We start from the raw sequence: 14577 nt of genomic DNA on the forward strand, positions 1-14577 counted from the left end.
GGAATTCAGTTGACGGAAAGTGCTGATATCAGCCGATGATGCCCATGATGTCGGATTCCTTCATGATCAGAAGGTCTTCGCCATTGAGCTTGACTTCGGTGCCCGACCACTTGCCGAACAGGATGCGGTCGCCGGCCTTGACGTCCAGCGGGACAAGCTTGCCGGCTTCGTCACGAGCGCCGGAGCCGACAGCGATGATCTCGCCTTCCTGCGGCTTTTCCTTTGCCGTATCGGGGATGATGATCCCGCCGGCGGTCTTGGATTCGGATTCGACCCGGCGAACGACCACGCGGTCATGAAGCGGGCGGAACTTCGACTTTGCCATTTTTTCTTCCTCGATGAGAACGGTGAGAACAGTTCCTCCGTCCGGCGACGCCGGACATATGGTTAGCACTCACCAATGGCGAGTGCTAACGTGGCGCTGAAATAGGCCGCCGGCCTGCCAGAGTCAAGGCGCGACACGCTGTTGAAACACGCGAAATTCGCATGAGGCGGCGGCTAGAGAAAGAGCCGCAACTGAGTGTGGATGATCGACCGGTAATCCTCGATGGTTTGCCGACTTTCCGCTTCGCCATCGGCAAGCGCCAGGCGCACCACACCACCGGCTAGCTGGAAGATCAGCAGAACGATGCGTTCGAACTGCTCGCGCTTCTCGGGGGCGAGCAGGGGACTGACGCGGTCGCAGAACATCTTGGCTTGATGCCGGGTTTCGGCGATGTCGAGATTCTTGAGCGCCTTGTCGGCCTGGATGGCGTTCTGCAAATCCTGGATGGCCGGATCGCCGGCGACACGGCTGTGATAGTCGTCAAGCAGCCGGTCGGCCGCCACGATCACGTCCTTGGCTTCGCGGATGTCGCTGATGATCGCTGTCAGCCGCGTGCGGCTGACCTCGGAAAACCGCTCGTAGAGCATTGCCAGGATCGCCGACTTGTTGGGAAAGTAATGGTAGACGGTGGCGATCGGTCCGCCCGCCAGCATGCCGACCTCCTTCATGGTCACGGCGTCGATGCCCTTTTCGCCGATCAGCCGCATGGTTGTCGACAGGATCGCGTCGATGCGCTCGCGGCTGCGCTCCTGCTTGGGTTTGCGCCTGGGTTCGGTGGCTGTTCGCGTTGCTTCCATCATGCACGGGTCTTTCGCACGAGTTTCCAAATTCTGATTGACAAAAAATATGATCAAGTATCAGTTTCTGAAATACTGACAGGTTGTCAGTTTTTTTGCCGCACGGCAAGGACGTTGGGAGGCGCCTTTGACTTCGACAGATACCGGGCACACCGGAAGCGGCGACTGGCTGGTCGGCAATCCCACCGGCAGGCAGCTCGCCTCGGCGCTGTGGATCGGTTCGGTCGGCCTGCTCATTCTCGGACTGCAACCGGTGCTGCTCGGCGCCCTTTTCACCGAGGGCCATGTCAGCGGCGATGAGCTGGCGCTGGTCGCCACCGCCGAGATGATCGCCATTGCCATCGGCTCGGCAATCGTGGCGATGCTGCTTTCGGCCCACAACATGCGCTGGAAAAGTGCGGCCCTCCTGCTCCTGTTGGCGCTGGCGAATGTTTGGACGGCCTATGCCGCCGGCGCCAACATGCTGATTGCGGCTCGCGCCCTGGCAGGCCTGGCCGAGGGCGGCCTGGTGGCGGTCGCCACCGAACTCATTGCCCGCTCGCGGCGGGCCGAGCGCATCGGCGGTTATTTCGTCACCATGCAGACGCTGGCGCAATGCGCGCTTGCCCTGCTGCTAGCGCTCTATGTCATCCCGGCAGCCGGGTCGGCGGGCGGCTTCATCGTTCTCGCCGTCGTCTGCGTTGCCTCGGTGGCGGTCGCCTTCACCGTTCCCAGTGACTATGCCGATCTGCCCAAGGAAGAGAATCTGGCCAATGTGCTGACGGTCCCCTCGATGACTGCGCTGCTGTCGGTCTTCTGCTACTTCATGTTCTTCGGCGCGGTGTGGGCCTTTCTGGAGCCGCTTGGCGCACAATACGGCATCGATGGCCGCACCGTCGGGCTGATCGTCTCGGCAAGCCTCGCGGTTCAGGTCCTGGGTGCGATGACAGCGACCGTCTTCGAGGCGCGCATCGATTACCGCCTTGCCATCGCCGCGATCGGCGCCGTCGCGTTTGTCAGCTCCCTGGTCCTCGCCAGCGGACCTGACCTCATCACATTCTGGGTTGCCGCCTTGGTCATGGGCTTCATCCTCTTGTTCATCGTACCCTACCAGATCCGACTGGCGATCACCGCCGATGAGACGCGCACCGCCGTGCTGCTGGTGCCGGCGGCGCAGCTTTTTGGCCTGGCGATCGGGCCGGTCGCGGCGTCGCTGCTTATCGACGGCAAGGATTTTCGCCCGGTGCCGGAATTCGCCGCCACCAGCGCCATTGCCAGCGCGGCGCTGCTCGGCCTGTTCATCCTCGTGTCGCGGCGTCGCCGCGCCGTTGCCTGAGGAGGCAACATGTCGAACACCTGGAGCAACTGGTCCGGCTACGTCAGCGCTGAACCGCAGCTGATTGCCACCCCAACTGACGCCGGCGAACTCGGTGATCTCGTTCGCACCGCACCCGGTCCGGTCCGCGTCGTCGGTGCTGGCCATTCCTTCACGCCGCTGGTGAAATCCGAGGGCACGATCCTGTCCTTGGAGAGACTGGAAGGGCTGGTTTCGCACGACGCCGAAAAACATCAGGCAAGCGTGCGGGCAGGGACCCGGCTCGGCCCGCTCATGCACATCCTGCAAGGCATCGGCCAGGGCCTGCCAAATATGGGCGACATCGACCGCCAGGCGATCGGTGGCGCGCTCGGCACCGCCACGCATGGCTCTGGACCGACGCTCGGTGCCTACCACACGCAGCTTGAAACGGTGCAGATCGCCGACGGGCTTGGCAAACTCCGCGACTTCAAGCGGGCAGGGGATCAGGAGATGATCCATGCCATCGGCGTGGCACTTGGCGCCTTCGGCGTGATGACCGAGGTGACGCTGAACAACATTGCGACCTACCGGCTGCGCCGCCGCAAATGGGTGCTGCCGATCGCCGACATGCTGCGCGATTTCGAAACGATGATGGCCGCGCATCGTTCGGCCGAATTCTACTACATTCCGTTTTCCAGCTATGCGCAGTTCATCGCAAGCGATTTCAGCACTGCGGCGACCACCACGCGCCCGACCGAGGATGACGAGGGCGGGTTGAGGACGCTGCGCCGGCTGCGCGCCGGGCTCGCCTGGCTGCCGTCGCTCCGCCGCCGGCTGATCCGCGGCGCCGTCGCGAAAGTGCCCGCCGAGGATTATGTGCAGGACTGGCTCAACGTCTATGCCAGCGACCGACAGACCAAGTTCAACGAGATGGAATATCATCTGCCGTTCGAGGAGGGGCCGAAGGCGCTGGCCGAGATCATCGAGCTGACGGAAAAGCGGTTTCCCGAGGTCTATTTCCCGATGGAGGTTCGCTCCGTCGCACCGGATCAGTTCTGGCTTTCGCCATTCCACAACAGGCTGACCTGCTCGATCGCCATCCACCATGACGCGGCAAGCGATCCGCTGCCGTTCATGCGGGCGGCCGAGCCGATCTTCCGCAAATATGGCGGCAGGCCGCATTGGGGCAAGATGCACAGCCTGAAGGCGGCGGACTTGAAAAAGCTCTATCCGCGCTGGGACGACGCCATGGCGGTCCGCCGCGACATCGACCCGCAAAACCGACTCATCTCGCCATACATGGCCGGCCTGTTCGGCATCGACCAATGAGCGCCTATTTCGTCGCTCTTTCGGATGCGTTGAAGGAAGCCGGTATCTTCCAGCCCTGCCTGCTGCTCGATCGTGATCGGCTGGACCGCAACATTGACCTGGTGAAAGAGAGGCTTGACGCCGGCCTTGCCGTGCGGCTGGTCGACAAGTCGCTCGCTTGCCTGCCGCTGCTGTCGCACATCGGCAAGGCTCTAGGCACCAATCGATTCATGACTTTCCATCCGCCGATCAGCGGAGCGGTGTTGAAGGCATTTCCAGATGCCGATCTGCTTTATGGCAAGCCGATGCCGGTCGAAGGGGCAAGGGCGGCACTGGTGAAAGGGGACGCCGACTGGTCGCGTGTCTGCTGGCTGATCGATACCCAGGAGAGGCTGGCCGAGTACGGCGCACTCGCGGACGAACTCGGCGTCGAGCTGCGCATCGCCTTCGAGATCGATGTCGGGCTGCATCGCGGCGGCTTTGCCAGCCCGGAGGCCTTATCGAAAGCATTAGGCGCGCTGCCGGCTCATCAACGGCTGCATTGCGAAGGCGTCATGGCTTACGAGGCGCATGCGCCGCTCATCCCCGGCCTGTTCGGCGGGCCGGCCAAGGCGTTGGCTCAAGCTTCGGAACGGGCCACCGCCTTCGTCGCGTGCCTCGGCGCCGACCAGCGCCGTATCCTGAACATCGGCGGCAGCAAGACCGCGCTGCTTCACCATCGCAGCGCCGCCAACGAGGTTTCGATGGGCTCGGCCTTTGTGCTGCCGAGCGATTTCGATACGCCCGGCCTCGAAGGCTTCCAGCCGGCGGCCTTTATCGCGACGCCGATCCTGAAAGTGGTAGAGCCGAAGCTGCCCGGCCCGCCGGCCGTCACCCGCCTGCTGCAGGCGCTCGGCCGGTTTCCGCGCAAGGGCTGCTATCTCTATAGCGGCAAGTGGATGGCCGAGCCGGTCTTTCCCTCAGGAATAAAGACGAACGGCCTGCTCGGCCTGTCCTCGAACCAGCAATTCATGGGCCTGCCGGCCGACGCGACCGCAAGGCCCGGCGACTACGCCTTCCTGCGCCCGACGCAGAGCGAGGCGGTGCTGCAGCAGTTCGGATCGATCGCGGTGTTTTCCGGCGGCAGGATCGCCGAGCGATGGCCCGCTCTGCCGATGGGATGAACGACTACGCCTTGACCGGTATCCAGATCTCCAGCCCGCCATTGCCGCTGCGCGGATCGAATTCGGGGCCGTAGCGCTCGAATTCGGGAGCATCCGCGATCTCGTGGCCGGAGGCCGGCAGCCATTTGTTCCAGATCGTGTTGACGGTCCGGCGGATGGTCGAGATGTGCTCGCGGTGGGCGAATACGGCATATTTCTGCGCCGGCACGCGCACCCGGCTAAATTCCTTCGGCAGGTCGGAAGAAAAATCCGTCACTTCGACGCCGGCGATGTAGTCGAAATTGCCGGCATCGTCGCCGTTGACGCAGACGCCGTAGGCGACGTCGCCGGTCTCGCCCGGAATGTTGCCGATATAGGGGCCGAAGCGTTGCCACTGCATGGGAATGGCGGCGCTCGATTCGCAGCTGTAGCGTTCGCCGAGGCCGGCGATCAGGAACGGCCGGCTGGTTTCGAAGCGTGGCGGTTCGAGGTTGGCAAGAAAGGACTGGTCCATCAGGATGGGCTCCACGAGATCGAGGTTGTCGAGCGTGCCTCGCGCGCGCACCAGTTCCGGCGTGGTGCCGAACTGGTCGCGGAAGGCGCGGGTGAACGCCTCATGCGAGTTGTAGCCGGCATCGAGCGCGAGCGAGAGGATGTCGGGCGCCCCGCCGGCCAGCTTGCGCGCCGCTTCGGTCAGCCGGCGTGCGCGCATGTAGCCCATCACCGAGCGGCCGGTGGCGGCCCCGAAAGCCCGCGTCACATGAAAGCGCGACACGCCACTGCTTTGGGCGATATCGTCTAGCGAGATCGCTTCGGGCAGATGGCTCTCGACGAACCACAGCGCTTTTTCCGTCGGATTCATCGAGTTCCTTCCCGCGTTGGCCAGATCATCTTGCTGTCTCTCCAAGCGGCCAGTTTGATTGAAATTGCGCACTGGGCAATAATGCACCAAATCCCGTGCCGCGTTGATGTGGGTTCGACACGGCATGATGTGCAGTGTCCGGGGAGGGGTCTCAATGACAACTGCGACTGCCGGTCAGCTTTTCCTGTTTGGCGGATTCACACTCGACCTCGCCAAGGGAACGTTGCGTGGCGTCAACGAGCCGCTGTTCCTGCGCCCGAAGGCCTACGCGCTGCTTTCGCACCTTGCCCGCAACATGGGCCGCGTCGTTCCGAAATCGGAACTGATGGATGTCGTATGGCCGGGTGTCTACGTCACCGAGGATTCGCTGACCCAATCGATCCGCGAAATCCGCAAGGTGCTCGGCGACGACATGGTGCGTACTGTATCCAAGCGCGGCTATATGCTCGCCGCCGAAGCAGAGACTGCGCCGGAGATCGGGGGGCAACCGGTTGTGGCCGTGATACGCTTTCGCAACGACAGCGGTGATCCGGCCGACGAGGCGGTCGTCGACGGCTTTGCCGAGGACATCATCAACGGCCTGGCGCGCTTCGGCACCGTCACCGTGCTCGCCCGCAATTCGAGTTTTTCGTTCGCCTCCTTCGGGCGCGACGAGTGGTCTCAAATCCGCGCCCGCATCGGCGCCGACTATCTTGTCGAAGGATCGCTGCGCCGCCAAGGCGAGCAAGTCATGACAACCGTGAACCTCATCGACATCGCGACCGCAAGCCAACTCTGGGGCGACCGCTACCAGTCGCAGGGCACAGGCCTGTTCGCGATCGAGCAGGAGGTCGTCGAACAGATCGTCGGCAGGCTGGTTACGCGAGTCACCAATGCAGGGCTGCAACAGGCATCGCGCAAGCCGGTCACCAGCCTTGCCGCCTATGAACTTGCTTTGCGCGGCTTTGCGCTGTTGCGTGATCCAGCCCAGACCGACCAGAAAGGTGCGGAGGAACTGTTCGAGGCGGCAATCGCCAAGGATCCGAACTATGGACTGGCCTACACCTACCTTGCTCTGACCAAGGCGTTGGATGGGGAATTCGGACGCGCCAGCGACGCAGTGCTGGAAAATGCGCGCGATCTCGCCGACAAGGGCCTGGCATTGTCGCCGGACCAGCCGACCGGCCATCGTGTGCAGTCATTGATCAGGCTATATATGCGCGACCATGAAGCGGCCGAGCATCACATGCGCATCGCGCTGCAGCTCAATCCCTACGATGCCGACTGCATTGAGCAGATGGGCATGCTGCTCACCATGCGCGGCCGGCCGCTCGATGCACTGACGTGGCTCGCGCGCGGCATCCGCATCGATCCCTTGCACCCGCACTGGTACCAGTTTGACCGGGCTCTGGCGCTCTACATGATGGGGGAATACCGGCAGGCGGCGGAGGCGCTGGAGCTAGCCACGCGTCCGGCACCCTGGATACGCACCAGGCTGGCAGCCTGCTATGCCCAGATAGGCGACATGGAGCGGGCGCGGCGTCAGATCGCCCTCATCGAGGCGGGCGATCCGTTTTCGCCGATCGACTATGCTCTGGGCGGCGTGCCGTTCGAGAACAAGGTTGACGCCGAGCACCTTGCGGAAGGCGTCAGACTCGCCCTCGGCGAGACCACGTCCGAGGCCGGTCAATCGACGACCACCACGATATAGCGGCCCTGATAGGCACGGTAGTATGTGCCGCCGCAACGCCAGACGTCGAAGCCGTTGACCTTGGTGCGCACGCAGCCTGCCGGCAGTGTGGCGACCCAAGCCGTGGTGTGTCTCAGCACGCGCCATGCTGTGGTCCGCCGCGCCACGCCTGCGGCACTGCGGGGCGTCCAGGGCTGACCGATACGCGCTTCGGCCTGGCTGACGAATGACAGCGCCGGCAGGGTGCTGCCGATGATCTCTACGGCGAGGCCAATTGCGGCCGCCGTGGCGATCAGGCTGATTTTATTCACGGATTCGATAGGCATTTTCTCTCTCCTGATTTTGGTCATGATGAAACGTCTTTTCTGTACGCGAGAATGCGCACGCCGTTGGGTTGGCGCATTCAAGCCAGGCTGTGCATGGTGCCCGAGATGCGATAGGGCGCGCGCTCGGCGATCCGAGGCCTGATGGCGAGGCCTGCGATGTACCGCTGGAAGGAGGCTGGTTCCTGGACCGGTGAGGCCAGCGCGACATGGCCGTCCGGCCTCACCAGATAGGCGCCGTCGCGCTGCAGGCCAGCGGCCTTGGCCATGTCCGACCAGGCGAAGGCATGGATTGGGATGCCGGCGGGCGCAAGCATCGCCCGGAACTCGGCATTGAGTTCTCCATAGACATGCACCTGCCAATCCAGCGATCGCAGCGGCTCGAAATTGTCGTCCTTGGTGCCGGCGATATAGGGCAGGCGGTCGCCACCCTCGATCTTACCGGCCTTGCCGCTGCTGATCGGACTTTCGCGGTAGCGGATGCGGGTCTGCGAAATCAGCCCGAAAAACGCGCGCGATCCCACCGTCGTCCCGAGCACTATGCGCAGGATCTTCGGCATCAGGTAGCGGCGGAACAGCCCGACCAGCCGCGAGCGGCTGGTCGCGACCCGAAACGCCTGGTCGGTGCTGTCGATCAGCTTGCGGGCGAAGGCGATGCGCTCCGGCTGGTAGCTGTCGAGCAGGCGCTGGTCGGCGCGCCCCTGAACCACTGCAGCGAGTTTCCAGGCGAGGTTAACCGCATCGCCCATGCCGGTATTCATGCCCTGGCCGCCGGCCGGGCTGTGGATGTGGCCGGCATCGCCGGCGAGGAACACCCGGCCGATGCGGAAATTCTCGGCGACTCGATGATGCACGCGGTAGGTCGAGAACCAGTTGACTTGATGAACCTTGACGCCGGTGTCACGCTCGACATCGGCGCGGATCGTCTCGAAGGTGATCGACTCGTCGGCCTCATGCGCTTTCGGCACGATGCCGATCAGGCGCAGGGAGCCCGATTGCCGGACTGGCATGACGATGGCGAAGCCATAGGCGCTGATGACAGTGTCCATGCCATTGCGTGTGACGTCGCCGCGACCGTCGACGTCGGCGACGTAGAAGGACTGTTCGTAGGTGCCGCCGGGAAAGCCGATGTTCAGCCCGTGGCGCACGGCGCTGCGAGCGCCATCGCAACCGGCCAGGTAGGCGGCACTGACCGTTTCAGTGCGGCCGTCCCTATTCAAGGTAACGACGACAGCATCGCCCTTGTCCTCCAAGGCGACCAGCTCCGTGTCGCGCTCGACCTCGACGCCGGCACGTTCCAGGTGCGTGATCAGCACGCGCTCGTGGATGTCCTGCGGCAACGCGAAAGCGAACGGGTAGGGGCTGATGCCGCGGCCGAAGTCGGTGAGCGGCAACCTGGCTGCTATGCCGGCCGGCGTGTGCACGGTGAGCTGTTCGATCCGCACGCCGGCGGCGAGCACGTCCTCGACGATGCCGATCTGCCGATGGAACTCCAGCGTCCGTGCCTGGACGGCCAGCGCACGCGAGGTTTCGCCTGGACCGGACGCCTTGTCGAAGATGCGGACCGGCACGCCGAGTCGCGTCAACCAGAGCGCGAGCGTCAGCCCGGTCGGCCCGGCACCGGCAATGAGGACCTTGGTCTTTGACATGCTCATTTTTCTTCTCCTTGAACAGTGCGGACTTTTTCGCCAGCCGCATGGTCTTGCGATTTCGGGGCCCAAAAATCCCGATTCGTTTCTGAAAATTTTCCGATGTTTGGTTGAGTTGGTCGTCTGCTTGTGCAGGCATCGCCACCGCCTCGAGCTATCGGCGCGGCAAGGATCGCGGCACGGCGGGCCGGGAATGTTGCCTTGAGTGGACAGCCTCAGCAGAGCGTCGCTTGACAGCGCCAAGGGATACCCCGGTCTGTTTCATCGAATGCGCATCGAGCAAAGTCGAAACGAAGATGATCGGCCGATCCTGCAAGACGCCCATCTTTTGGGGGCGACGAGAATTGGGCCGGAAAAGGCTATCGAAGCGATTGCGCAAACGTTTCGATGGCCCTATTGTTTCCCAAAATCCGCCAAGACCAATGAGAGCGGACTGGAACGCATCATCAGGGAGGAGCGCTTGCCAGCACTCCGTTTGAGTCACCATGCCGACAATGGCTGAGGTCGCGCGCCGCGCAGGCGTGTCGGTTTCGACCGTTTCGCATGTTATCAACCGCACCCGCTTTGTCTCGCCGCAGAAGGCGCAGCTCATCAATGATGCGATCGCCGCCATGGGTTATCAGCCCAACGAGCTGGCGCGATCGTTGAAAGTGGCCTCGACCAACAGTGTGGGCTTGGCGATCTCGGCGATTTCCAACCCCTATTTCACCGACATCATCTGCGCGGTGGAGGCCGAATGCGCGCGCCTTGGCCTCATGGTCTTCCTCTCTGATACGCAGGAGGATCCCGACCGCGAGCTTTCGGTGGTGCGGGCCTTCCACCAGCGGCGGGTCGACGGCGTCATCCTGGCGCCGTCGGGCGCGCCGCAGCGGGCCATCGACTATCTGGCAGAGAAGAAGCTGCCCTGCGTGTTCATCGACCGCTTCGCCGACGACCGCTTCGACCAGATCGGCGTCGAGAACCAGTCGTCGATGCGCGCGCTGATCGATCACGTCGCCTCCTTCGGCCACAAACGCATCGGCTATGTCGCCGGCCAGCCGGACCTGGCGACGACGCGCGAACGCATCGACGCTTTTCGCGGGTCGCTGGCCGCCAATGGACTCGAGTGCCTGCCGCACTATGTCTCGCCGGAGAACGTCGACACGGCGAGCGCAACGGCATCGACCCACGCCATCCTGTCATTGCCTTCGCCGCCTACGGCATTGGTCACCGGCAACAACATGACGACGATCGGAGCGGTGCGGGCGATCCGCGAACGAGGCCTCTCGATACCGGCGGACCTTTCGCTTGCCGGCTTCGACGATTTCGAATGGGCGGACTGCTTCGAGCCGCGCCTGACGCTTGTCGCGCAGCCCTGTACCGAGATCGGACGACAGGCGGCTGCCTTGCTCTGTGCCCGCATCGCGTCCACCGGTTTGGAGCCGCAGGCGGTGCGGCTGCAGGCCACGCTGCAGGTCCGTCAATCCTGTGCGAGGCCGGCATGAGTGCGCCACTTCTGTCGGTCACCGGCGCGGTCAAGCGCTTTGGCGGCGTCCAGGCGCTGCGTGGCGTCGACTTCGACCTCAAACCCGGCGAGATCCATGCGCTGCTCGGCGAAAACGGCGCCGGCAAGTCGACCCTCATGAACCTGTTGTCTGGTGTCTATGCGCCGGACGAGGGCACCATCCAGATCGACGGCAAGCCAGTGCGCTTCAACAACCCGCGGGAAGCGCAGGCGGCCGGCATCGCCACCATTTTCCAGGAGCTCGACCTGGTGCCAACGCTCGACGTGGCGGCCAACCTCTTCCTCGGCCGCGAACTGATGCGGCCGGGCGGCTTCCTCGACGTGCCGGCGATGCGCAGCCAGGCCCGCAAACGGCTCGAAGCAATAGAGCTTGCCATCGATCCCGCCAGCATGGTGGCGAACCTGTCGATCGGTCAGCGCCAGGTGGTGGCGATCGTCAAGGCGCTTTCCTACGCCTCGCGCGTGCTGATCATGGACGAGCCGACGGCAGCGCTGACGGTGGGCGAGGTCGAAAGGCTCTTCGACATCATGCGCAAGCTCGCCGCCAGCGGCGTCGGCATCGTCTATATCTCGCATCGCCTGGAAGAGGTGCCGCAGATCGCCGACCGGGTTACGGTGATGCGCGACGGTCGCGTCGCCGGCGTCACCGAGCCGCATGCGCCGCAGGCCGAGCTGGTGCGCCTTCTGGTCGGGCGACCACTGGATGAGCTTTATCCCGAGCGCGCCAGGGAGGCTGGCAAGACGCTGCTCAGCCTGCGCAATGCGAGCTTCAGGCTCGCCCATGAAAGCGCTGGATGGCAGCCGCCGACAGGCATCTCACTCGACGTCAAGGCGGGTGAGATCGTCGGGTTGGCCGGCATCATGGGGGCAGGGCGTACCGAGCTCTTGAGCGCGCTCTACGGCACCGGCCTTGCCGGCCGCTGGGAGGGTGATGTCGCGGTCGACGGCCGCCCGGTAAAGCTCGATTCCATCAAGGCCGCACGCGACGCCGGCATCGCCTTCGTCACCGACGATCGGCGCGGCAGCGGCCTGATGCTGAGGATGGCGGTCGGCCTCAACCTGGTGATGTCGGTGATCCGGCGCATCTCACCCTTCGGGCTGATGTCGGCGCGCCGGCAGGCGGACGCGGTGAAGCAGTCCTTCGGCCAGTTCGATATCAGGCCGAAGAATCCTGACATCGCCGTCGGCGCGCTTTCGGGCGGCAATCAGCAGAAGGTGGTGCTCGCCAAGGAGATCCTCGGCAATCCCCAGCTGCTGCTGCTCGACGAACCGACGCGCGGCGTCGATGTCGGCGCCAAGGGTGAGATCTACACGCGGCTGCGGCAACTGGCTGCACAGGGCCTCGGTATTCTGGTCGCTTCCAGCGAGATGCCGGAGCTGATCGGCCTGTGCGACCGCATCGTGGTGCTGCGCCAAGGGCGCAACGTGGCGGAATTCATCGGCGGCGTCGACGAGCACACAGTACTTGACGCGGCAAATGGCAGGGAGGCCTGATGTCTGAGCAGAAGATTTCGGAGGCAAGCGGCCCGGTGGCCCCAGCACCGGTGCATCGCGATCCGCTAGCCTTGGTGGTGCGCTTCCAGAGCCTGATCGGCCTCGTCGTCGTGGCCATCGGCGGGGTCATCTTCTCGCCGCGCCGGCATGGCGAAATCCTGTTCCTCAACCCCGACAACATCGCCAACATCGTTCGCGCCGTGTCCGAGACCGGCATCATCGCCATCGGCATGACCTTCGTCATCATCACCGCCGGCATCGACCTTTCTGTCGGCGCGGTGCTCGGGCTCTCCAGCGTCGTCACGGCATCGATGATGATCTCGGGCGGCTTCGGGCTCATCCCCACCATCCTCGCGGTGCTCGTCATGGGCATCGTCTTCGGCGTCATCCAGGGCACCATCTCCAGCCGCTTCCGGCTCGAGCCGTTCATCGTGACGCTCGCCGGCCTGCAGGCGGCGCGCGGACTGGCGCTGGTCGTGTCGGGCAATCAGTACATCAACATTTCCTATGGCGACGGGCCGGGGCTGGCGCCACCGGTGTTCGCGGTGCTGGGTGAGCGGCTGTTCGACAACACCGTGCCTGTGGCGACGATCGTGTTCATCGTCTTTGCCGCGATCGCTACGATCGTACTCAACACCACACGTTTCGGCCGCTATGTCTTTGCCGTTGGAGGCAACGAGCGCGCAGCGCGTATTTCCGGCGTGCCGGTGTCGATGGTCAAGATATCGGTCTACGCCATCACCGGCTTTGCCGCCGCACTTGCCGGCATCGTGCATGCCGGCCAGTTCAATTTTGGCAGTGCCAATGACGGCATGGGCTACGAGCTTACCGCGATTGCCGCCGTGGTCATCGGCGGCACCAGCCTGTTCGGCGGCGCCGGCTCGATGGTCGGCACCGTCGCCGGCACCATTATGCTCGGCGCGCTCGCCAACATCCTTCAGCTCAACAACATCACCCCCGCCATGCAGCTGCTCGCGACCGCCGCGATCATCGTGCTGGCGGCAGTGCTTCAATCCCTCGTTCGTCGCCGCGAGGGTTTGGGTCGTTAGGAGGTTGGCGGCAGGAAGTCGAAGTCAACCAAGGTCTGGCCCCGGCCCGACGAGGAGGAGAGTGAGTATGAAAACCACAAGACAAAGGCGTGCCCTCAAGGCAGCACTTCTGGCAGGCGCTGGCCTGTGCATCGCGGGAGCCGCCCAGGCTGCCGATCCCATGGTCAAGGCCTGTGCCAAGGACGGCCAGTTCATCATCGGCTTTTCGCAAGCCAACAATGCCGAACCCTATCGTCAGCACGTCAATGACGAGCTGACCGCGGCGGCCAAGGAAGTGCCGGGCTTCACGCTGCAGATCGCCGACGGCGCCGGCAACGTCAACACGCAGACCTCGCAGGTCGACAATTTCATCACCCAGAAGGTCGACTTGCTGCTGATCTCGCCCTTCGAGGCGGCACCGCTGACGCCGGCGGTCAAACGCGCCATGGATGCCGGCATCCCGGTCATCGAACTCGATCGCAAGACGGTCGGCGATCCCGGCAAGGACTACACCGCTTTCATCGGCGGCGACAATTACAAGATCGCGCTCGAGGCGGGCAAGTATACCGCCAAGACCTTGCTGCCCGATGGTGGCGAAGCAGCCGTGCTCGAAGGACTGCCAAGCTCCACGCCCGCAGTCGAACGGCTGAACGGCTTCAAGGATGGCGTCAAGGAGAATGCCAAGATCCAGGTCGTCGCCGAACAAGCCGCCGACTGGGTGCCGGACAAAGCCCAGACTGCCTTCTCGGCCATGCTGCAGGCGCACCCCGACATCAAGGTGCTTTATGCCTCGAACGACATGATGGCGGCCGGGGCACTGCTCGCCGCCAAGGGCGCCGGCAAGGACGTCAAGATCATCGGCACCGACGGCTTGCCGGGACCTGCCGGCGGCATTGAGGCGGTGGCGAAAGGCGACTGGGCCGCGACCTTCACCTATCCGACCGGTGCCAAGGAAGCGATCGAGATGTCGAAGAAGATCCTGCTCGACTGCGCCTCGTCAGTGGATTCGACCGTCACCGTCGACACCACCGCGATCACGCCCGAGAACGCCAAGCAGCTCGCCGGCAAGTAGGCCCTTCTTGTAGATTGTCCGAACCAGGGCGGGGTCCAGACCCCGCCCTGCGCGCGTTCGCAACCCTCACCGGCAAGTCGACCGGCTCTGATCGCGGTGGGTAAGAGTTCGCTGGATCACACGGGGCG

At 64.0% G+C, this 14577-nt stretch carries 14 protein-coding genes; 9 read left to right on the top strand and 5 right to left on the bottom strand.

The features are described from left to right. Window positions 1–28: 28 nt before the first annotated feature. Complete coding sequence (groES, locus tag AC1DZP_RS24725; RefSeq protein WP_006203049.1) at window positions 29–325, bottom strand: co-chaperone GroES; 297 nt, start codon at window positions 323–325, stop codon at window positions 29–31. Window positions 326–498: 173 nt separating this feature from the next. Then, window positions 499–1125: a TetR/AcrR family transcriptional regulator gene (locus AC1DZP_RS24730; protein ID WP_477305979.1), complete on the bottom strand. Its 627-nt coding sequence runs from the start codon at window positions 1123–1125 to the stop codon at window positions 499–501. Between the two features lie 124 nt (window positions 1126–1249). On the opposite strand from AC1DZP_RS24730, the gene AC1DZP_RS24735 reads away from it, so the two are divergent. From AC1DZP_RS24735 to AC1DZP_RS24745, 3 genes are read left to right on the top strand one after another with little or no spacing between them, the layout of a single operon-like run. After that, entirely contained in the window at window positions 1250–2437 is a 1188-nt protein-coding gene (locus AC1DZP_RS24735; protein ID WP_477305981.1) for an MFS transporter, read from the top strand. Window positions 2438–2446: 9 nt separating this feature from the next. After that, window positions 2447–3727 carry a D-arabinono-1,4-lactone oxidase gene (locus AC1DZP_RS24740; RefSeq protein ID WP_477305983.1) on the top strand — a complete coding sequence of 427 codons (1281 nt, stop codon included), beginning with the start codon at window positions 2447–2449 and terminating at the stop codon, window positions 3725–3727. Further along, window positions 3724–4869 carry an alanine racemase gene (locus tag AC1DZP_RS24745; RefSeq protein ID WP_477305985.1) on the top strand — a complete coding sequence of 382 codons (1146 nt, stop codon included), beginning with the start codon at window positions 3724–3726 and terminating at the stop codon, window positions 4867–4869. The genes AC1DZP_RS24740 and AC1DZP_RS24745 overlap by 4 nt, the downstream gene beginning before the upstream one ends. A 4-nt stretch (window positions 4870–4873) precedes the next feature. Here the strand turns inward: AC1DZP_RS24745 and AC1DZP_RS24750 are convergent, their stop codons facing one another. Further along, window positions 4874–5710 (bottom strand): GyrI-like domain-containing protein, encoded by an 837-nt coding sequence (locus AC1DZP_RS24750; RefSeq protein WP_477305987.1) that lies wholly within the window; start codon window positions 5708–5710, stop codon window positions 4874–4876. A 154-nt stretch (window positions 5711–5864) separates the two neighbouring features. Between AC1DZP_RS24750 and AC1DZP_RS24755 the strand changes: the two genes are divergently transcribed. Further along, window positions 5865–7400, top strand: a complete 1536-nt coding sequence (locus tag AC1DZP_RS24755; RefSeq protein ID WP_477305989.1) for a winged helix-turn-helix domain-containing tetratricopeptide repeat protein — start codon at window positions 5865–5867, stop codon at window positions 7398–7400. On the opposite strand, the gene AC1DZP_RS24760 is transcribed toward AC1DZP_RS24755, so the two are convergent. Both AC1DZP_RS24760 and AC1DZP_RS24765 read right to left on the bottom strand, forming a co-directional pair. Beyond that, window positions 7376–7705, bottom strand: coding sequence for a hypothetical protein (locus tag AC1DZP_RS24760; protein WP_477305991.1), 330 nt, complete (start codon window positions 7703–7705; stop codon window positions 7376–7378). The genes AC1DZP_RS24755 and AC1DZP_RS24760 overlap by 25 nt on opposite strands. A gap of 77 nt (window positions 7706–7782) precedes the next feature. Continuing rightward, a complete protein-coding gene (locus AC1DZP_RS24765) occupies window positions 7783–9357 on the bottom strand; it encodes an FAD-dependent monooxygenase (RefSeq protein WP_477305993.1) in 1575 nt (524 codons plus the stop codon). Window positions 9358–9556: 199 nt separating this feature from the next. Here AC1DZP_RS24765 and AC1DZP_RS24770 point away from each other — a divergent pair, with 199 nt between their 5' ends. The 5 genes from AC1DZP_RS24770 (at window position 9557) to AC1DZP_RS24790 (ending at window position 14449) form a co-directional block, all read left to right on the top strand. Then, window positions 9557–9853, top strand: coding sequence for a hypothetical protein (locus tag AC1DZP_RS24770; RefSeq protein WP_477305995.1), 297 nt, complete (start codon window positions 9557–9559; stop codon window positions 9851–9853). Beyond that, window positions 9837–10835 (top strand): LacI family DNA-binding transcriptional regulator, encoded by a 999-nt coding sequence (locus AC1DZP_RS24775; protein WP_477305997.1) that lies wholly within the window; start codon window positions 9837–9839, stop codon window positions 10833–10835. Before AC1DZP_RS24770 ends, AC1DZP_RS24775 begins: the two co-directional genes overlap by 17 nt. After that, window positions 10832–12349: a sugar ABC transporter ATP-binding protein gene (locus AC1DZP_RS24780; protein WP_477305999.1), complete on the top strand. Its 1518-nt coding sequence runs from the start codon at window positions 10832–10834 to the stop codon at window positions 12347–12349. The genes AC1DZP_RS24775 and AC1DZP_RS24780 overlap by 4 nt, the downstream gene beginning before the upstream one ends. Then, window positions 12349–13398 (top strand): ABC transporter permease, encoded by a 1050-nt coding sequence (locus AC1DZP_RS24785; protein ID WP_477306001.1) that lies wholly within the window; start codon window positions 12349–12351, stop codon window positions 13396–13398. Before AC1DZP_RS24780 ends, AC1DZP_RS24785 begins: the two co-directional genes overlap by 1 nt. Window positions 13399–13465: 67 nt before the next feature. After that, window positions 13466–14449, top strand: coding sequence for a substrate-binding domain-containing protein (locus AC1DZP_RS24790; RefSeq protein ID WP_457151784.1), 984 nt, complete (start codon window positions 13466–13468; stop codon window positions 14447–14449). Window positions 14450–14577: the final 128 nt, after the last annotated feature.

The organism is Mesorhizobium sp. P2_F8, from assembly GCF_056403655.1.

Bases quoted from the DNA above. Each gene is read 5' to 3' on its own strand.
- AC1DZP_RS24740 (WP_477305983.1), top strand. From the start codon at position 2,447: ATGTCGAACACCTGGAGCAACTGGTCCGGCTACGTCAGCGCTGAACCG.
- AC1DZP_RS24750 (WP_477305987.1), bottom strand. From the start codon at position 5,710: ATGAATCCGACGGAAAAAGCGCTGTGGTTCGTCGAGAGCCATCTGCCC.
- AC1DZP_RS24775 (WP_477305997.1), top strand. From the start codon at position 9,837: ATGCCGACAATGGCTGAGGTCGCGCGCCGCGCAGGCGTGTCGGTTTCG.
- AC1DZP_RS24790 (WP_457151784.1), top strand. From the start codon at position 13,466: ATGAAAACCACAAGACAAAGGCGTGCCCTCAAGGCAGCACTTCTGGCA.
- AC1DZP_RS24760 (WP_477305991.1), bottom strand. From the start codon at position 7,705: ATGCCTATCGAATCCGTGAATAAAATCAGCCTGATCGCCACGGCGGCC.
- AC1DZP_RS24780 (WP_477305999.1), top strand. From the start codon at position 10,832: ATGAGTGCGCCACTTCTGTCGGTCACCGGCGCGGTCAAGCGCTTTGGC.
- AC1DZP_RS24785 (WP_477306001.1), top strand. From the start codon at position 12,349: ATGTCTGAGCAGAAGATTTCGGAGGCAAGCGGCCCGGTGGCCCCAGCA.
- groES (WP_006203049.1), bottom strand. From the start codon at position 325: ATGGCAAAGTCGAAGTTCCGCCCGCTTCATGACCGCGTGGTCGTTCGC.
- AC1DZP_RS24745 (WP_477305985.1), top strand. From the start codon at position 3,724: ATGAGCGCCTATTTCGTCGCTCTTTCGGATGCGTTGAAGGAAGCCGGT.
- AC1DZP_RS24755 (WP_477305989.1), top strand. From the start codon at position 5,865: ATGACAACTGCGACTGCCGGTCAGCTTTTCCTGTTTGGCGGATTCACA.
- AC1DZP_RS24730 (WP_477305979.1), bottom strand. From the start codon at position 1,125: ATGATGGAAGCAACGCGAACAGCCACCGAACCCAGGCGCAAACCCAAG.
- AC1DZP_RS24765 (WP_477305993.1), bottom strand. From the start codon at position 9,357: ATGAGCATGTCAAAGACCAAGGTCCTCATTGCCGGTGCCGGGCCGACC.